16 protein-coding genes are annotated in these 18367 nt (G+C 54.3%); 4 read left to right on the top strand and 12 right to left on the bottom strand.

What is annotated here, in order from left to right; all coding sequences use genetic code 11:
- Positions 1-18: 18 nt before the first annotated feature.
- The 4 genes from RGB73_RS04905 (at position 19) to RGB73_RS04890 (ending at position 4577) form a co-directional block, all read left to right on the top strand.
- Positions 19-1512 (top strand): sensor histidine kinase, encoded by a 1494-nt coding sequence (locus RGB73_RS04905; protein WP_310769675.1) that lies wholly within the window; start codon positions 19-21, stop codon positions 1510-1512.
- Positions 1490-2182, top strand: coding sequence for a response regulator transcription factor (locus tag RGB73_RS04900; protein WP_310769673.1), 693 nt, complete (start codon positions 1490-1492; stop codon positions 2180-2182). The genes RGB73_RS04905 and RGB73_RS04900 overlap by 23 nt, the downstream gene beginning before the upstream one ends.
- A gap of 144 nt (positions 2183-2326) precedes the next feature.
- Positions 2327-3820 carry an S-layer homology domain-containing protein gene (locus RGB73_RS04895; RefSeq protein ID WP_310769672.1) on the top strand — a complete coding sequence of 498 codons (1494 nt, stop codon included), beginning with the start codon at positions 2327-2329 and terminating at the stop codon, positions 3818-3820.
- Positions 3821-3968: 148 nt separating this feature from the next.
- Positions 3969-4577 (top strand): ankyrin repeat domain-containing protein, encoded by a 609-nt coding sequence (locus RGB73_RS04890; RefSeq protein ID WP_396136200.1) that lies wholly within the window; start codon positions 3969-3971, stop codon positions 4575-4577.
- 195 nt (positions 4578-4772) lie between these two features.
- On the opposite strand, the gene speD is transcribed toward RGB73_RS04890, so the two are convergent.
- The 12 genes from speD to RGB73_RS04830 all read right to left on the bottom strand — a co-directional run bounded on the left by speD (position 4773) and on the right by RGB73_RS04830 (position 18346).
- Positions 4773-5582: an adenosylmethionine decarboxylase gene (gene speD, locus RGB73_RS04885; RefSeq protein ID WP_310769670.1), complete on the bottom strand. Its 810-nt coding sequence runs from the start codon at positions 5580-5582 to the stop codon at positions 4773-4775.
- A gap of 123 nt (positions 5583-5705) precedes the next feature.
- Complete coding sequence (locus tag RGB73_RS04880; protein ID WP_310769668.1) at positions 5706-6077, bottom strand: hypothetical protein; 372 nt, start codon at positions 6075-6077, stop codon at positions 5706-5708.
- A 155-nt stretch (positions 6078-6232) separates the two neighbouring features.
- Complete coding sequence (locus RGB73_RS04875; protein ID WP_310769666.1) at positions 6233-8806, bottom strand: ABC transporter permease; 2574 nt, start codon at positions 8804-8806, stop codon at positions 6233-6235.
- Positions 8803-9486, bottom strand: coding sequence for an ABC transporter ATP-binding protein (locus tag RGB73_RS04870; RefSeq protein ID WP_310769664.1), 684 nt, complete (start codon positions 9484-9486; stop codon positions 8803-8805). The genes RGB73_RS04875 and RGB73_RS04870 overlap by 4 nt, the downstream gene beginning before the upstream one ends.
- A 96-nt stretch (positions 9487-9582) precedes the next feature.
- Positions 9583-10584 carry a sensor histidine kinase gene (locus tag RGB73_RS04865; protein WP_310774136.1) on the bottom strand — a complete coding sequence of 334 codons (1002 nt, stop codon included), beginning with the start codon at positions 10582-10584 and terminating at the stop codon, positions 9583-9585.
- A gap of 1 nt (position 10585) precedes the next feature.
- Positions 10586-11269 (bottom strand): response regulator transcription factor, encoded by a 684-nt coding sequence (locus tag RGB73_RS04860; RefSeq protein ID WP_310769662.1) that lies wholly within the window; start codon positions 11267-11269, stop codon positions 10586-10588.
- Positions 11270-11632: 363 nt separating this feature from the next.
- A complete protein-coding gene (locus RGB73_RS04855) occupies positions 11633-12685 on the bottom strand; it encodes an ABC transporter permease (RefSeq protein WP_310769660.1) in 1053 nt (350 codons plus the stop codon).
- A 19-nt stretch (positions 12686-12704) separates the two neighbouring features.
- Positions 12705-13703 carry an ABC transporter permease gene (locus RGB73_RS04850; protein ID WP_310769658.1) on the bottom strand — a complete coding sequence of 333 codons (999 nt, stop codon included), beginning with the start codon at positions 13701-13703 and terminating at the stop codon, positions 12705-12707.
- A 39-nt stretch (positions 13704-13742) separates the two neighbouring features.
- The gene (locus tag RGB73_RS04845) at positions 13743-15227 is read right to left on the bottom strand and encodes a sugar ABC transporter ATP-binding protein (protein WP_310769656.1); all 1485 of its coding nucleotides are present in this window, start codon (positions 15225-15227) and stop codon (positions 13743-13745) included.
- A 36-nt stretch (positions 15228-15263) separates the two neighbouring features.
- Entirely contained in the window at positions 15264-16346 is a 1083-nt protein-coding gene (locus tag RGB73_RS04840) for an autoinducer 2 ABC transporter substrate-binding protein (RefSeq protein WP_310769654.1), read from the bottom strand.
- A gap of 56 nt (positions 16347-16402) precedes the next feature.
- The gene (locus RGB73_RS04835) at positions 16403-17212 is read right to left on the bottom strand and encodes a BtpA/SgcQ family protein (protein ID WP_310769652.1); all 810 of its coding nucleotides are present in this window, start codon (positions 17210-17212) and stop codon (positions 16403-16405) included.
- A gap of 33 nt (positions 17213-17245) precedes the next feature.
- Entirely contained in the window at positions 17246-18346 is a 1101-nt protein-coding gene (locus tag RGB73_RS04830; protein ID WP_310769651.1) for a M42 family metallopeptidase, read from the bottom strand.
- Between the last annotated feature and the right edge of the window lie 21 nt (positions 18347-18367).

Below are 18367 nucleotides of genomic sequence, written 5' to 3'. Positions count from 1 at the left end.
AGACGGGAGGTGGGACTTTTGTCGATCCGCATCAAGCTGCTTCTCTCCTACACCGGGATGCTCGTTCTCAGCCTCCTGATATTCGCGCTTGCCGCAGGGCTGTTTACCATTGCGGCTACTGGCGACATCCACAGCATCCGCGATTTCTATAAAGTGCATTACCAGCTCAATCCCTTGACGGAACAAGAGGAGTCGATCTTTCTCGAGCTCAAGTACCTGGCCAAAAACGAACCCGATCAGCTGCTCGACAAGGACCTGCTCGTCGACTACGATTTCAAGCTTCGCACGGTGAGGGCCGGCCTCTACGTGCGGCGGGAGAGCAACCAGGTGTTTGAGTCGTACACGTTTCATCAGCCGCAGCTGGAGCAGTACCTTCCTCCCTATGACCTGAACAACAGCCAGATTCGCAACACGTTCAATATCGGCGAACGGTTTTACGCGTACGCGAAATTCGATTTCCTGTACTCGGATGGAGCCAAAGGCAGCGTATTCGTCATCCGGGAGCGCAGCCCGTTCGCAGAGGTGACCCGCAGGCTGCTCCCCATTCTCACGCTGCTGTTGATCGGCGTGCTGGTGATCGCCAACCTGCTCCTCTACCGGTGGATTACCAAAAGCGTGATCAAGCCGCTCAATCTGCTGCGCAGCTCTGCGGAGCGCATCCAGGAGGGCGACCTGGGATTTGCCCTGAACCTGAGCTCCAGGGACGAGATCGGGCAGCTGAACGAAGCGTTCGAGAATATGCGGAAGCGGCTGCAAGAATCGGTGCAGCTCCGCCTTTTGGACGAGGAAAGCCGAAAAGAGCTGATTTCCAACATTTCGCACGACCTGCGCACCCCGATTACGAACATCAAAGGCTACATCGAGGGGATCCGCGACGGCGTGGCCGATACCCCCGAGAAAATGGACAAATACGTGGACATCATCTACACCAAAGCCGTAGACCTGGACAAGCTGGTCGACGAGCTGTTCCTGTACTCCAAGCTCGACCTCAAGCAGGTGCCGTTTACCTATGAACCAGTGGACATCGTCGCGTTCCTCGACGATTGCATCGAGGAGCTCCACTACGGCATGCAGGAGCAAGGCATCGACCTGGGCTGGGAGAAGCGTCCGGACGAACCGCTGTGGGTGCTCGCCGACGTGGAAAAGCTCAAGCGGACGGTGCTGAACATCATCGACAACGCCCAAAAGTTCATGGATAAGCCAAAGAAACGGATCGGCGTCTCCCTGAATGCCGACGAGGCTCGGGTCACAGTCGAGATTCGCGACAACGGCATGGGCATCGCCCCGGATGCCATTCCCCATCTGTTCGAGCGCTTTTACCGCGCGGAGCAGTCCCGTAACTCTACCACCGGCGGCAGCGGGTTGGGGCTCGCCATCGCCCGCGAGATCATCGAAGGGCACGGCGGTGAGATTTGGGCCGACAGTCAGCAGGGAGCCGGCACCAGCTTGTTCTTCTCACTAAAACGCACGACGAATTCGGGAGGCGCACATGGCACGAATCCTGATCATTGAAGACGAAACGACGATTGCCCAACTGGAGAGGGACTACTTTGAGCTGAACGGCTTCGCAGTCGACCTCTGCCACACAGGCGATGAAGGCTTGCGGCTGGCGCTGGACGGCGATTACGGCCTTCTCATCGTCGACTTGCAGCTGCCGGGAATGGACGGCTTCGAGCTTTGCCGCCAGATTCGCAGGGCCAAGGAAGTGCCGATTCTGATCGTCTCGGCTAAAAAGGAAGAGCTCGATAAGATCCGCGCCTTCAATCTCGGGGCGGACGATTACATCACCAAGCCGTTCAGCCCGAGCGAGCTGGTCGCACGCGCCAAGGCGCATTTGGCCCGCTACGAGCGGCTGCTTGGGAAAGCGGGCGGGCCGCCGAAGGACGAGATCCGCATCCGCGGACTGGTCATGGACAAGGCGTCCCGCAGGGTCTACGTACGCAATCAGGAGGTCATTTTCACCACGCGGGAGTTCAATCTGCTCGAGTTTTTGGCGAGCCACCCCAACCGCGTGTTCAGCAAAAGCGAGCTGTTCGAACGGATCTGGGGGATGGATTCGAGCGGCGATATCGCCACCGTCACGGTCCACATCCGAAAACTGCGGGAGAAAATCGAAGTCGATCCGTCCAACCCCCAGTACATCGAGACAGTGTGGGGTGCGGGCTACCGGTTTACGGTGTAGGAACAAACGTCCCCCGTTTATCTTTTTTTAAGGATTGGTTTCGAATCTTTTAAGACCAGGTTTCTAGGCAGTTTAGGTCTCTCCTCTATCCTGTGGATAAGGCAAACGTCGCCTTTCCATCACGATACGAGGAGGATTTTTATAATGAAACCCGTTTCCAATAAAATTGCCGCCCTGCTTTTGACTGCCGCCCTGGGTACTGCCTCGCTCCCGCTTGCAGTGCCGACAGCCCACGCTGCCGGCGCCCATGCTCTCGCCCCGCTGTCCGCCCAGGAAATTCAGGAAGCGGTAAGCGAGCTGGCTCGCCTCGGCGTCATGCAAGGCTACACCGACCGCTCCATGGGCGCCCACAATCAGATCAACCGCGCCGAGCTGGCGAAAATGGTCGTAAAGGCCTTACATCTGGAAGGCACGGCACAGACGCCTGCGAAGCTGACGGATATGCAGCCGAACTCATGGGCCTACCAATACGCCTCCGAGCTCGTCGGACTTGGCATCATGCAGGCAGATGGAGGACGCTTCGATCCTGCGGGAACAGTCACGGATGACGAGCTCGTGCAGATCGTGTCCAAAGCGTTGAAGCGCGACGTCAAATCTGTGCAGTACTGGATGGAGCGCTTCTACTCGGCAGGCCAAGCGGCTACCCGCGGGGAAGTCGCCTACCTGCTGAAGACAGCGCAAAAAGCAATCCCGTCCGAAAAAGCGAAAATCACGAGCGTGCAGTCGCTGAATGCCATCACGCTGATCGTCACCTTCGACGCGCCGCTGACGGCTGCCGATGAGGCATTTGACAAGGCCAAGGTCGACTTCTCCTTTAACGATGGACTCACCCTGACCAACTTGCCTCGCCTGAAAACAGGCTCCATCGCCACGTACATCGTCCCGACGTCGGTCCAAAAGCCAGGCGTGACGTACACGCTGACGTACAAGGGCAAGCAAGCGGGAACATTCACAGGGAACGCCACCAAGCTGCAAATGAACGAGAGCAGACAGGTCACCAACGACACCTTTGAGATCGAGGCGCTGAAGTCCGACAATGTCACCGATTACGGATATGTCATTTCCGCTTACAGCGCGGGACGCGGAGAAAACGCCTTCGTCCTGGATGCGAACAATCGCGCGAACGGCACGACGTATCAGATCATCTCGTCCATGCAGGCCAGACAAGTGACCATCACGCCTGCCGGCGGTCAGCCGATCGTTGCGAAGTACGTGCCGTTTACCCAATCGACAGACGGCAAGCAGGAGCCGAAATTCCGCCTGCCGGAAGGACAAGTACTCGCTCCGGGAGTGACGTACACCGTGTCCTCCGATTGGGCCACGATCAAGAATCCGACTTTCGTGGCAAAAGAGATCGCGCCAGTGGAAATCGCCGCAGCCGAAGCGCTCTCCGATACGTCCATCGCCGTCACTCTGACGGAAGATCCCGGCGACGAGCTGTTCTCCGGACGCAGCGTAGAGCTGACAGCTGACCATGGAGAGAAGCTGCTGGCCACCTACAAATACTCCAGCCGCAAAGGAGCCGTCGGCATTTTCGACCTCCAGCAGGGCGGCAAACTGTCTGCCGGCACTGCGTATACGGTCACACCTGTCGGCGATTGGGCAGGCGATTCCCAGGCAAAGCTGACTGTGGAATAATAGAGGGATGAACAAATCTGCGGAAAGGGGAAAGGATGCCTTGCTGCTCACGGGACTGATCGCCTTCACTCTTGCGCTCGCGGGCTGCGGGGCGGCTGTTGATTCTGTTCTTCCCGGCAGCGAGCAGCAAGCGTCCCTTACTGTGAACATGGAGATGAAAAAGCTGAACCAATCCCTGCTGGCGGCCGTACAGCAGGGGGATCAGGACGCTATTTTGCGGCTGCTGGCAGAAGGCGCAGACATCAATGCTACGGATGAGACGGGCCGGACTTCCGCCCTGATCGCCGTGCACACGGATCAATTGCCGATCTTCCAGCTCTTGATCGAGCAGGGCGCCAATATCAACATCCGCGACCAGCGCTTGGACAATCCGCTGCTCTATGCCAGCGCGGCAGGCAAGCTCGACTTTGTCCAAGCAGCGATTGCGGCAGGGGCGGATACGACGATCACCAACCGCTTCGGCGGTACGGCGCTGATCCCTGCTGCGGACCGCGGGCACGTCGCCATCGTCGAGGAGCTGCTGACCCACTCCGACGTGAATATCGACCACGTCAACCGCTTGGGCTGGACCGCCCTGCTCGAAGCGGTCATCCTCGGAGACGGCGGAGAGCGGCATCAGCAGATCGTCCGCCTGTTGATCGAGCACGGCGCTGACGTGAATTTGGCCGATCATGACGGTGTCACGCCGCTGCAGCACGCGAAAAACCGCGGTTTTCGGGAAATGGTTGAGGCATTGACGCAGGCCGGAGCGAAGTAACTGTCCCTCGTAGCTGCCAGACCCTGCGTGAGGACAGTCCATGCCTGCCCGTGCTCGAAAAAAGGAGCGAGATTTCATCCGCTCCTTTTTCTTTGCGCTCCTTTCTTCTGCGCGCACCTCTTTCCCCCATTCTGCACGACAACAGCACCGCGATTCCGTGGACCCGCAGTGCGTCTTTGTCGAGATGACCGCCGCTTACCGTATGATGTTCTTTCCGTAGTAAATTTCATCCATCTCCAGACGCAGCCGCTCGGTGATGTCCCGCTGCTCCTCTGGCGTCAGTTTGTCTTTCGTATAGCCGAACAGGTAATTGTTCAAATCGAACTGCTTCAGCTTGCACTTGGTATGAAAAATGTGTTCCTGGTAGACATTGACGTCGATCATGTCGTACAGATCGATGACCTCGTCCGGGATGTAGTTTTGGATCGAGCTGATGTCGTGGTCGATGAACAGCTTGTTGCCGGTGATGTCCCGGGTGAAGCCGCGGACCCGGTAATCGATCGTCATGATGTCCGTATCAAACGAGTGGATCAAATAATTCAACGCTTTGAGCGGAGAGATCTCTCCGCAGGTCGAGACGTCGATATCCGCCCGAAACGTGCTGATTTCTTCATCCGGATGGTATTCCGGATACGTGTGCACGGTGATGTGGCTTTTGTCCAGCTGCATGACCACCGAGTCCGGCAGGGGGCCGGGAGACTCCTCGTACGATTCCCTTGGAACTTCCACGACCGGTCCCTCGGACACGAGAAAGGTGACGCTCGCCCCTTGCGGCACATAGTCCTGCTTCGCGATATTCAGGACGTGCGCCCCGATGATGTCGGACACGGTCTTCAGGATGGCGGTCAGCCGGTCAGCATTGTACTGTTCGTCTATGTAATCCAGATAGGCTTCCCGCTCCGCCCTCGTCTTCGTGTAGCAGATGTCGTACATATTGAAGCTCAAGGACTTGGTCAGATTGTTGAAGCCGTGCAGCGTGACATGTTGTTGCCGTATCGGTTCCACGCTTTCCTCTCCTTCCCGTTGAACGCTCTTTTTCAGGTTTTCCCAATCGGTTGCTTTCATCCATCCGGGCGGAAAACCGGACGGCAAAAAGGCCCTATCCATTTCTGGACAAGACCTCTTTTGCTAACGCATCCGGACGTGAGTGGTAGCCGTCCACGTCCCTGTCTCTCCCGCCCGTATGGAAGGCGGCTTCATCCGCACTTGCCCCTGCAATACGTAATGCCGCAGCTGAATCTGGGGATCGTCCCTGAAAAACATCGTCCCGGCAAAGCTGGCGAAGGGAGAATCGAAAGCGATCTGCCTCGCCGCTTCATTCCACGTTCCCCGGATGGCTAGCGGCGTCCCCCGGAAGTTCACCGAGCCGATCAGCTGGTTGTGCGTGACACCCTGGATGCTCAATGTCCCAAGCGTGGTCGGCCTGCCGCCAAAGCTGGCCTGAATATCCCATGTCGTCGGGTAGGGCAGGCTGACCCTCGTCATTTGTCCAATTGCCACGGTCGCTCTCTCCTTCATCCATGATGTGACTCTCGAGCGGGAAGGTACCCTACATTATATGAACCCATGGGGAGACGTCACGTAGGCGAACGTACATTATTCCGGCTTTCCCACAGCCATAGCAGGGCACCGGCGGACGATATTTTTGCGAAGACTCATAAATTCTCCTGTTTCAAAGCGTCAATGATGTTTGCTTTCTTCACTTTTATGCTCGCGTAGGACATGGACAAGCCTACGATAGCAAATACAGCGACAATCACATACAACATGCTAGTCCAAGGCAATGCGAATTCGTACGAAAAACTATTCATGAAGGAACGGTAGATCAACACCATAATCCCTACGCTGATCGGAAGGCCGTAAGCCAACGCCTTGATCCCATAAAAGATACTTTCATAGTTGATCATTTTATGAAAGCTGCTCGGGGTCATTCCAACCGACCTTAGCATCGCGAATTCTCGAAGGCGAAGGGCAATGCTCGTCGAAATCGTGTTGAATATATTCGCTATCGAAACCGCGGTAATTAATGCTACGAAGCCATACACAAAGACAGACATAAACAAAATTTTTCGTTCAGAGCGCTGCCTCTCTTGAAACAGGTTCATGACGGTTACATCCTTTTGCATTTCCTCAATATCTTGCTGGGTTTTCAAAGGCTCCTTGCTTTTCAGGTAGAGTCCCGAATAAGAGGAAACGAAGACGCTTTTTTTCAGGAGCTGCTCGAAGACGGGCTCGGACACGACAAGATTCACTTGAAGCATGCTATCTGATGGTGTTATTCCCATAGGAAATTGGTCAGTCACTGCTGCCAGCTCCACCTTGTTGACCGCTTGCTGCTTAGCATCTTCGGAGACGAGATCCAGCTTTTCCCCGACTTTCCCATTGACTCTCGTCTCGACAAATTTACCTTTTTCATCTAGGAACGTCATGGTATCAATCAATATGGCGGTCGGCTGATCCGGATTCGTCAGCTTCGTATACTCTACGCCAACCTGTTTGGCATACGCTTTCAGTTTATCTTCGTGCATGCTGTTTACACGTATATTGTATTTATACAAGTTATGTTCCTGGTACAAATACGGCTTTGCATTTTCCGAAACAGCCTCTTCAGCAAGCCACACGAAGCTGCCATTCATTTGTTTCATCAGATTCGATTCCGTGACATTTTCCAACGATGTGATCGTTCTTACCCATTGTTCGTCCTCCAACGCTGCCCCATCACCGATTGTGTAGATGGCGATGTCATAGTTATAGCCGTTTTGTGAAATATCAAGGGATTTCTGCAGGTTGGAAGTGAAAAAGGAAACAGCCAGAAACAGCACGATGCTGATGACAAGCGAAAAAACAGTAGCGTAATATCTGCGTTTGTTTCTTTTCAAATTTTTCAAGCCGATCTCCGCTTCTACGCCGAATATCCGTTTGACCAGCTTCGAGGTTTTCAATGCTTTACTGGTGAGCTTAATATCCGCAGTTTGCCGAATGGCATCGATGGCGGAGATTTTCGAAGCCCTTTGCGCTGGAACATACGTAGATATGAAGATCGTGATGATCGAGACCAGACAGGCGAGTGCAATCGATAAAGGCGTGACGACCAACGTCAGCTTTTCAGTGACACCCATCGCATCCTCAAGGATCGGGTTTATGAAGCGAAATGTAATGCCGATTCCAAGCATGCCGCAGATGACACCCAAGGGAATGCTAATGACGCCAATCACTGCTCCCTCAAAAAATACCGAATTTCGCTTCTGCCGTCTCGTTGCTCCGACACTTGAGAGCATTCCTAAATATCGGGAACGCTCCGAGACGGAAATCGCAAAAGCATTGTAGATTAACGAAACAGAGCCGACAACAATCACCAGCATAACAATGAGTAATAACGAGTTGTAAGTTTGGCCCAATCCCCCACCCATCACACCATAATAACGGAGCAGCGAGTCATTCGTTTTAAACGAGCTGATGCTGTTTTTCTCTGCCAAGTCATTGGCATGATCATATATAGTGCGATCGATGTTCTTCACGACAACGCTCACGTCAACAGTCTTGCTTGCGTCCAAACTGTGCTCATCTACGTATGTAAGAGCCGTATATCCCGGCGCCCACGTCTGCTCCCACGTAGGGCGTTTGATAAACCCGACAACGGTATACGTCTCGGCGGTTGTATCAACTAAGGTTTCGACACTCGCACCGGCGCTAGATCGCAATTGGTCATTTTGGGACAGATTCGTATCGCTTGGGTCAGCTTGATTATGGCGCTGTCCAACCTCGAGGGTTACGTGATCCCCGATCCGATACGCGACTTTGGCGTTTGTGGCGATCGCATCCGAGAGAACAATCTCATCCGCTCGCTCTGGAAGCCGCCCTTCGCTCAATTCAATCGGGAAGTTTGCGAAGCCCTGGGCATTATACGCTTTGATAAACAAATAGGGCTTGTTGACATTTTGACTTCCCGGCAGCCAGGCATAGCCGCGTTCCTTTGAAATCATGAGTTGTTTGGTTGCATCGTCCCGCTTGATCGCGTCTAACTGCTCTTTGTTTACGCCCCTGTAAAGGACATGCCATTCTCCACTGTCTTTGATCGATTCCTTTTGCATCAGCGTCAAAAAAGACGAACCTAGCGTGATCACAGCCGTTACCATCGCCACGGAAATAATGACTCCCATAATCGTCACTAGCGTTTGTTTCTTATTTTTCATTAAATGTCTGAGCGTTAGCTTATGGATGATATTCATGGTCGAATGACCTCATCTCTCGCAATCCTTCCATCTTCAATCGCGATAATGCGATCCGCCTGCAAAGCAATTCGCTCATCATGGGTAATCATAATCAACGTCTGATGATAGGTTTTGTTGAACATTTTCAACAAGTCAATGATTTCGCTGCTGTTTTTGCTGTCCAAATTACCGGTTGGCTCATCAGCCAGTATGATCGCGGGCTGATTCATCAACGCTCTTCCTATCGAGACCCGCTGCTGCTGTCCGCCGGAGAGCTGGTTGGGCAGATGATGTAAGCGATTTTGTAAATCCAACGTCTTCACCAGATCGTCAAACAGCTTCTGATCCACCTTGTGCTCATCCAGCAAGAGCGGCAACTGCATGTTTTCTTCCACCGTTAAAATCGGAAGCAGATTGTAGAACTGATAAATCAAACCGATTTGTCTCCGCCGGAAAATAGCCAGCTGCGTTTCATTCAGACTATACATGTCCGTACTGTCCACAAATACTTTTCCGCTCGTTGGCCGGTCTACCCCGCCCAACAAATGTAATAGTGTCGATTTCCCCGAACCGGACGGGCCGACGATAGCAACGAACTCCCCTTTGTTCACTGAGAAGGATACGTCATCGAGCGCTTTTACTGCCGTGTCACCTTTTCCAAACACTTTTGACAGATGTTCGATCTTCAGAATTTCCATACGGAAGCCTCCATACTTTTGCTGATGGATGTAGTATATCTGTCCGAAGTGACTTTACAGTGACTGGAAAGTGACAATCCCGTCACTTAGCCCTGGCTAGATGAATTGCTTGTAGAAGCGAATCCGAAACGCAGTTCCCTCATGAATATCACTCTGAACTTCTATATCTCCATTTTGCTTCGTGATGATGCTGTGGGCCATCGAGAGACCGATGCCGCTGCTGCTCTCTCCTGCACTCTTTCCTTTGTAAAAACGCTTGAAAATGAAAGGGAGCTCATCCCTGGGGATGCCTTTCCCGTTATCTTTGATCATAATCTCCGTATACAGCGGGTTCTCCGAAAAAGAAATCGCGATGGTTCCGCCTTCTTGCGTATGTTCCACAGCGTTTTTTAAAATATTGAGGACCGCTTCCGTTGTCCAGCTCAGATCGCCTAGAAACGAGACGCTGTCTTCGCCCGTTATCGAAATCGTTTGGCCTTTGATGTCGATTGGAATGAGCACGGGCTGCATGGCTTTTTCAATGAGTCCTGCCACCATGACTTGCTCTTTCCTGAACGGTACGGCGTCTGCATCAATTTTTGAAAGCTTTAATAACGAAGAAACAAGCCAATCCAGCCGTTCGAGCTGAATGCGAATATTGCGTGTAAATTCCCTTCGTTTCGCATCCGGCAGTTTGGCGTCATCTACCAAATCCGCCATGACCATCATCGAGGTCAAAGGTGCCTTTAGCTGATGCGAGATGTCCGAAATCGCATCTGTCAGATGGATCTTGTCTTTATGCAAAAGGGCGCTTTGCTCCGAAAGCATGACTGTTACTTTATAAATCGTATTTTTCAAAATACTGAGTTCCCCTTCACGATTATCGCGTACATCAAGGGTATAATCACCACCGCTAATTCGCCGCACATAGCCCGATAGCTTTTCAATCTCCTGATATCTCCATCTCGCAGAAAGGAGACTGCATCCAATGAGTAAAATCGAAGAAAGTAGGACGAGGACGACGGCAGCAAGCGAAAAAAAAGCCGCGACTACAAGCAAAACCAGACTGATCGTACACATCACCAAGAGTACGAGGCGGATCTCGCGATTGCGCATCATGCTACTCACCGACCTTATACCCGAAACCGCGTACGGTTTTAATGATCGTTGGAGCCTTCGGATCATCCTCCAGCTTTTCCCTCAGCCTTTTCATATAAACGGTTAACGAATTGTCGTTGACGAAGTCCCCTGCCACATCCCAAATTTGTTCCAAAAGCTGATTTCGGGAGAGTATCTGCCCGGGATGGTTGGCGAAGATCAGCAACAAGCGGTACTCCAAAGCCGTCAATGGAATTTCAATGCCGTGCTTGTATACTTTTCCTTCAAGCGTATGGATGCGGATCGGATCGATTTCGATGACAACCTTGGCCTGCGGCTGCTTGTGATATCTGCGCAATACGGATTTAATCCGGGAGAGCAGCTCGCGAATTCGAAAAGGCTTCGTAATATAGTCGTCCGCTCCCATATCCAGTCCCATCACAACATTGACTTCATCATCAACGGCTGTCAAAAAAATAACGGGCATATCGCTTCGCTGCTTCACCATTTTACATAGTTCATACCCGCTTCCATCCGGGAGTGATAAATCGAACAGACATAAATCAAACTGATCCATCTTCTCGGCTAAAACTCTTTTCGCAGATGCGACGTCATGGCAAAGAACCGTGGAAAACTGATCTTGCTGCAGAGAATATTCGAGTCCAGACGCAATGGTTTTGTCATCTTCCACAAGTAAAATGTTCATTGGACCATCATCCTAGTTTCATTTTTTAAAATGACTATGCTTAAGCAAGAGAGCAGCACCGGCTCAACACCTGCAGAACAGAAAATATGGCTCCACAGATGAAGACATCATCCTGCGAAGCCATTTTCCATCAACGTTTATCTATCAAAAATAAGCACTTAATGATACGTATACATTACCCTATCCATCTCCGTTCGTTCAACAAAAATCTAACACCACTCTTTTCCTGTCTGTCAGCGAAACGATTGGCATGAAGGGTATACGGGAAAGCAAATGGATAGGAAAGCAGCATGCCTCGGCAAAAAGGAGCCATCTACTCCGTCGATTCCAGACGAAGGATGGCTCCTCAAACGGTTTGATTGATTACACAAGTCTCCTGGCCTTTCTGCGATTGCTCCATTCGTTGATGACCATGACGGCGAGGAGCACAATTCCCCACATGAAGTCTTTGAAGAAATTGCCCACGTGCAAGGCGTTCAGGCCGCTCGACAAAAATTGCAGCGTCAGGACCGCCATGACGATCCCCGAGACTTTCCCGAAGCCGCCTTTGGGGTCGACGCCGCCCATGACGGCCACCAGGATCGCCTGCAGGATGTACGATGTCCCGTAGTCCGCCTTGGCCGAATTCGTCTGCGCGACGATGACCAGGCCAGCGATTGCGGCGAGCATGCCGCTGAGGGCGTACGTCCTGAGCAGCACACGTGTGTTGTTCACTCCTGCGTATGCGGAAGCGGTCGGATTTGCGCCCAGCATTTGCAGCTTCAAGCCGTACGACTGTTTGTTCAGCAGGAAATACGCAGCCCAGGTGCACAAGCCGAATATCAGCAGCGGTACAGGAATGATCCACACGCTTCCGTTGCCGATCGCCGTGTAGAGCTCGGGAAGGCCGACGATCGCTTGCCCTTTTGTGAAGACGATGGCTGTTCCCATGTAGAGCTGCATCGTCCCTAATGTCACCAGAATGGGCGGAATCCCGATCTTCGTGACGGCAAAGCCGTTGAACAGTCCGCACACGAGTCCCACAGCGAGTGCCGCCAGCATTGCCAGCCCTATGAAAGCTGCGCTCTCGCCTGCAGTCGCCTCGGCGGGCAGCAGCCGTGCCATCACTGAGGCGGCTGTGATCGAAGTCAGGTTGGCGATTCCTACGATGGACAGGTCGATCCCCCCGGAAATCATCGTGAGCATCATCGCCAGCGCAAAAATGCCGAACACGGGAAACTGGAACGCCATCGAGGTAAAGCTGTCCAGGGACAGAAACGTACCCGGACTGACTGCCGCCATCAAGGCAAAGACCGCTACCATGATTAGAAACAGCCGTCTCGCGCTGGCCTCCTGCGGCAAATAGCGTGTCAGGGCAAGCATCAGGGGGCGTTTCGGCATGGACGGTTGGGGATGGTTTCCTTCGATTTTTGTCATACAAGGCCTCCTCCTGTGGTCACGTTATGATCGACTTCCGCCTCATGATCGACCTCTTTACCTGATAGGCCGCCACGCCGGTCCCGATCAAAATCAATGCGCCGATGACAAATCGCTGCCAGTAGGAGGGGATCCCCAGCAGGATCAGGCTGTTTTGGATCGTGACGACGAGAATCAGCCCGAGCAGCGATCCGAGCACCGTCCCATGTCCGCCCGTGATGCGGGTCCCGCCCAGCACGACTGCTGCGATGATCAAAAGCTCCGTCCCCAGCAAATCGACCGGATTGGAGTTTCGCATCATCGTCGTGTGAATCATGCCCGCGATCCCCGCCAAAAGGCCGACCAAGCTGTAAATGAAAAACTGGAGGCGAACCGGGGAAAAGCCTATGCGCTCTGCGGACACGGCATCGCCCCCAAGCGCGTAGATCCCTCTGCCGATCATCGTATACCGCAAGAGCATAGCTACGGATACAATCACTCCGAGCGTGATCAGCACCGCAGCGGGAAGTCCCACCGTGATACCGCTCTCGTTTGTAAATTTGAAAATCTGCTCCTTGGAAAACGCCAGCAAGGACCGGGGCAAATCACTGATCTGGCTGCTGCCGACGAACGTCAGGAGAAACCCGCTGAACATGGAGGAGGTCCCCAAAGTGACGATCAGCGTGGGCAAGCGAAACAGCGAAATGAAGACGGCGTTGATGATCCCCAGGCACAGCCCGATCAGACCGGACAAAAGGAAGGCCGCGATCACGGGACCGTCGTACTGGATGGAATGGAGAATCTTCGTCGCACTGAACATGCTGAAGGTCGCGATAGCCGGAAAGGAGACGTCGATTCCCCCTGAAATGATCACCAGCATCGCGCACATGACAAATATGCCGGGAACGACGCCGCTGCGAATCAAATCGAACAGGTTGGCGGTGGTAAAAAACGCTTCGTTTTGGCTGCCGATGACGAGGAACAGCGCGAGGACGACGACCGCCACGTAAAACTCACTGGTCTGCACTACCTTTTTCATCTGTGGATGTACACCTCTTTTCCTTCGCTGGCCCCACGTCTACGTCGCTTCCTGGAGCCTCGTCCACTCCTCCTGGGTCAAGGCTTTTCCCGCCATTTCCCCGACCAGTCGCCCCTTTTTCATCACCAGCACCCGATTGCAGTTTTGCCTCAGTTCGGTAAGATCGTCGGAAATCATCAGCACGGCCATCCCTTCCTTCGCCAAGCTCCGAACAACTTGATGAATGTCTTCTTTGGACCCGATGTCCACCCCGACGGTCGGTCCGTTCAGAATGAGCAGGCGCGGCTCGGTCGCCAGCCATTTGGCCAGGACGACGCGCTGCTGATTCCCACCGGAAAGCGTCTTGACGGGCAGGGCAGGCGAATGCGTCGCGATGCCCAGGGTCGCAATCCAGTCTCGGACCGTCGCTTTCGCTTTGTCTGCATCGATCGTGCGCCAGCGGTTGGCCAGGCGATCCACGACGCTGATCACCATGTTCCGTTCGATCGATTGCTCCAGAAACAGACCTTCCGTCAGCCGGTCTTCCGGGACGTAGGCCATTTTTTGCTGGATGGCGTCTTGGACGGTACGAATTTGCCTCTCCGTACCGTCGATGAAAATCTTCCCGCTCGTCGCAGGCCGCAGGCCAAAGAGCGCTTCGGCCAGCTCGGTGCGCCCCGAGCCCAAGAGTCCTGTCAATCCCACGATTTCTCCCGCTCTGATCTGCATGGAAATATGTTCAAAGCACCCTTGCAATCCCAGGTTCTCCGTTTGCAAGACCGGCACTGTCTCTTCCTCTTTGATCTCGTAGCTGCTTTCTGCGATCTGCCTGCCCGTCATGTAAAAGACGAGCTTGTCGCGATCCAACCGGCCGGCCGGCTCCGACACCACATTTTGGCCGTTTCGCAGGATCGTGATCCTCTCGGAAATCTCGAAGACCTCTTCCAGCTTGTGGCTGACAAACAGAATCGAGATTCCTTCCCGCCTCAAGCCGCTGATGACCGAAAACAGCGCCCTGACTTCTCTTTGCGTCAAGGCAGTCGTCGGCTCATCCATGATGATCAGCCTGGCGTTGTGCATCAGCGCCCGGGAGATGGCGATGAGCTGCTTGTCAGCGACGGACAGCGTCTCGACTTTGGCATCCAGATCCAGTCCCACGTTCACCTTCTCCAGCGCCTGCTTGGCCATCCGCCTCATCCGGCGCCAGTTGACGAGCTTTTTGCCATGAGCCAGCTCCGTCCCCAGCGCGATGTTTTCCGCGACAGACAGGTTTGGAAAGATGGAAAAATCCTGATAAATGACTTGAATCCCTTCGTTGATCGCATCGATCGGACTGTGAAAAGTGCGTTTCTGTCCGTGAATCAGCATCTCGCCACAGTCCGGCGCATGAACGCCGGACATGACCTTGATCAGGGTGGATTTCCCGCAACCATTCTCTCCGGCCAAACAGTGGATCTCTCCGTAATCAAGCTCGATGCTGACGTCTTTCAGGGCTTGCACTCCGGCAAATGACTTGCTGATTCCCGACAATTGCATGAGCGGCATGATTGCGGTTCACCCTTTCTGCTTTCGCGCTCGGATTTAGAAGTTGTACTCGTTCATATTGTCCTTGCCGACGCCTACCCAGGCGCTGCCGAACAGATACTTTCCGTCTACCACCTTGATGTGCTCGTAGCCTTTCACTCCAAGATCGGCGCCTTCCTTGATCTCGTCCTTCTTGCCGTCCAGCACCATGACCGCCAGCCTGTTCATGACGTATCCGGCGTCGGCCGGATCCCAGAATCCGATCATGCTCATCGCGCCGCTCTCCAGATACTGCTTGCTGACGGACGGGACGCTCGTGCCCACGACGCTGACTTTCCCTTGCAGTCCCATCTCTTCGACTGCCAGCGCCGCCCCCGCAGCGTCATTCCCGGATGCACCCTGGAAGCCCTTCAGATTGGGATACGCCTTCAGCGTCTCGCGGAACTTTTCGCTCGCGGTCTTCTGGTCGTCGTTCGTCTCCAGCTTGCGCGCGACCGCTTTCATGTTCGGGTATTTTTCCTGCTGGCGCTTGTAGGCTCCCTCTTCCCACTGCATGTGCGACTTGGTCGTCAGACTCCCGACTGTCGTCATGTATTCGCCCTGCTCGCCCATCGCCTTCGCCAGGTTGTCCATCAAAAATGCTCCGTAATCCAGGTTGTCGAACGCCTCGATGTTGAAGTCGGTATTCTGGAAACCATCGGCTTCGTGCGTGATGACGACGATGCCTTTCTCCCTTGCCTTTTTCAGTACCGGCTCGAGCGCTTCGGCAGAGAACGGTACGACGGTGATTGCGTCTACCTTCTGCGCGATCAGGTCCTCGATAATCTGTACCTGCAAGGCGGCGTCAGCCTTTTGCGGACCTTGCATGAACGTCTCGTGGCCGGTGTCCTCCCCAAATTTCTTGATGCCTTCATTCATACGGTCAAACCAGGCGACGCCGGTCAATTTGACCACCGTGGCGATTTTGTACTTTTTGCCGCCCGCCTGTTGCCCTTGGCCCTGCTGATCCTGCTGTCCCTGCGGCTGTGTCCCCGCTCCATTCTGCGAGCCTGCCCCACCGCCACTGCATGCCGTAAGGAAGAGCAGCAGTACAGCCAGCATCAAGCATGCCAGCGTCCCATTCCGTTTCTGTCTGTTCATGGACTTTGGACCTCCCTTTTTCTTTTGGTTGGAAAATGACAGCTGCATGTGTTGGACTACCGCTCGCGAAACGCCTTGACCTTGTCCATGAATACGCGGACCCGGTCTTGCTCCACGTGATTTTCGAATTTTCCGTCGTATTTGAACGTCGTGCCGACAACCGCTCCGTCTGCGATTGACAGCTGCTGTTCCAGATTGGCCAGCCTGACCCCGGTATTCGCCAGGACGACCGTATCCGGCACGGCATCCTTTACCCGCTTCAAGATTTGCGAATCGGTCTCGGTGCCCGCCGTCAGCCCGGAGACGCACAAGGCATCCGGCCGGTTGTTGAACACGGTGGACTTCGCGACGGTTTCGATGTCCCGCTCCGCCATGTACTTCGCCGCTTCCGGGACGATATTGAAGAGCAGCTTCACACCCTCCCCTCCGATCCGATACTGGTGCCGCACAGTCTCGCCGACGTTGGTGTTCCAGATCCCGAAGTCGCTGGCATACACACCGGTGAAAATTTCACGCACAAACTGGGCACCGGTGGCCACTGCAAGGTCAAGCGATTTTTTCGCGTCCCACAGCACGTTCACTCCAAACGGGATCTTGATGTCGCCCTTGATCTCCCCGATGATTCTCGCCATCGCGGCCACCGTCTCCGTCTTCACATCGGTCAGGTACGGAAGGCTGAACTCGTTGGAAAACATCACGGCGTCCACTCCGCCTTCCTGAAGGGCGCGCAGGTCCTTCCGAGCCATTTCTACCACGTAGTCCATCCCTTTGTCTTTTTCAAAGTAAGGATCGCCGGGCAGCGGCAACAAGTGGCACATCGCGATGATCGCTTTTTCCGTACCGATTACGTCTTTTAACCAAGTCATAGCAGGACTCCACTCCTCCAATTTGTAGTACGCTTACCCACGGGTGAGGTCGAGATTGTGATCGCACGCAGGCAGCAGCCTTTCCAGCAGGCAAACGAGCTGCTCCACATCGCGCAGATCGACCGCTTCGACCGGTGCGTGCGTGTACCTGGCCGGATAGCCGAGATCGACCATGGGGATGCCGTCATTCTCCAGCTGGCTAAACGAGGCGTCCGTCAAGATTCCCATGAACACCGCTTGCTGAAGCGGAATGTCGTTTTCCCTCGCGACCTGCTGGATTTGTTTGACCAGCTTTGGATTGGGAATCAGCCCGCCCAGCGTTCCTCTGCCGTGAAACGTGTACATGCCGATGCTCGGTCCCCCTCCCAGCCGTATGTCCGGACCGCCTTTCAGGTCGGGAGTATCCGCAGCGATGGTGATGTCGAGGGTAATGGCCAGGTGCGGGTTCACTTTTCGCACGGCCGGCAGCACCCCACGCAGGTTGAACTCTTCCTGGACGGAAAAGACCAGGTACAGCTCGCAGGGCAGCTGTGCGGCGTCGATCCGGTCAGCCAGCTCCAGCAGCGCCAGACAGCCGACGCGGTTGTCCAGCGCATTGCCGAACACGATCGAGCCGTTGGAAAAAAACTGCCGCGCGTAGCCTACCGGCGTACCGGGAGAGATGCCCGCGTCCAGCACCTCCTGCTTGCTGCGAAAGCCGAAGTCGGCATAAATCTCGCTCACGGGAAGCACCTTGTACTTTTCCTCCGGGCGGGTGACATGGTGCGATTTGGTGCCCACGATGCCGTTCCATTGCCGCCCGCCGGTTTCGATGAGGAGGGTCGTTCCCGCGAGGCTTTTCTCCGGTATCCCGCCGACGCGCTCCAGGCGCAAAAACCCGTCCTCCTCCACCTTGTTCACGACCAGCCCCAGCTCGTCCATATGGGCGAACACCATCACTCGATACGGATTTTCCGCCTGCGAGCGATTCATGCGTGCGATTACATTCCCCAGGGGATCTACTTGAACGTCCTGGGCCTTGTTCGACAGATGCTCCTTCACATAGCGGATGACGGAATCCTCGTAGCCCGGCAGAGCCAAGCAAGAGGTCAAACCCCGCAAGATTTCCTTCATTTTCGAAAAATCAGAATTCATCGTCGTCTCCCCCGTCGTCTT

This window comes from Brevibacillus brevis (assembly GCF_031583145.1).
GTDB lineage: Bacteria > Bacillota > Bacilli > Brevibacillales > Brevibacillaceae > Brevibacillus > Brevibacillus brevis_E.
This window is presented reverse-complemented; position numbering and strand designations above follow the sequence as displayed.

What these genes read in the sequence shown, in the direction of transcription:
- RGB73_RS04840 (WP_310769654.1), bottom strand. Translation starts at nt 16,346, where the DNA reads ATGAACAGACAGAAACGGAATGGGACGCTGGCATGCTTGATGCTGGCT.
- RGB73_RS04890 (WP_396136200.1), top strand. Translation starts at nt 3,969, where the DNA reads ATGGAGATGAAAAAGCTGAACCAATCCCTGCTGGCGGCCGTACAGCAG.
- RGB73_RS04830 (WP_310769651.1), bottom strand. Translation starts at nt 18,346, where the DNA reads ATGAATTCTGATTTTTCGAAAATGAAGGAAATCTTGCGGGGTTTGACC.
- RGB73_RS04860 (WP_310769662.1), bottom strand. Translation starts at nt 11,269, where the DNA reads ATGAACATTTTACTTGTGGAAGATGACAAAACCATTGCGTCTGGACTC.
- RGB73_RS04865 (WP_310774136.1), bottom strand. Translation starts at nt 10,584, where the DNA reads ATGATGCGCAATCGCGAGATCCGCCTCGTACTCTTGGTGATGTGTACG.
- RGB73_RS04850 (WP_310769658.1), bottom strand. Translation starts at nt 13,703, where the DNA reads ATGAAAAAGGTAGTGCAGACCAGTGAGTTTTACGTGGCGGTCGTCGTC.
- RGB73_RS04845 (WP_310769656.1), bottom strand. Translation starts at nt 15,227, where the DNA reads ATGCCGCTCATGCAATTGTCGGGAATCAGCAAGTCATTTGCCGGAGTG.
- RGB73_RS04870 (WP_310769664.1), bottom strand. Translation starts at nt 9,486, where the DNA reads ATGGAAATTCTGAAGATCGAACATCTGTCAAAAGTGTTTGGAAAAGGT.
- RGB73_RS04855 (WP_310769660.1), bottom strand. Translation starts at nt 12,685, where the DNA reads ATGACAAAAATCGAAGGAAACCATCCCCAACCGTCCATGCCGAAACGC.
- RGB73_RS04875 (WP_310769666.1), bottom strand. Translation starts at nt 8,806, where the DNA reads ATGAATATCATCCATAAGCTAACGCTCAGACATTTAATGAAAAATAAG.
- RGB73_RS04900 (WP_310769673.1), top strand. Translation starts at nt 1,490, where the DNA reads ATGGCACGAATCCTGATCATTGAAGACGAAACGACGATTGCCCAACTG.
- RGB73_RS04835 (WP_310769652.1), bottom strand. Translation starts at nt 17,212, where the DNA reads ATGACTTGGTTAAAAGACGTAATCGGTACGGAAAAAGCGATCATCGCG.
- RGB73_RS04895 (WP_310769672.1), top strand. Translation starts at nt 2,327, where the DNA reads ATGAAACCCGTTTCCAATAAAATTGCCGCCCTGCTTTTGACTGCCGCC.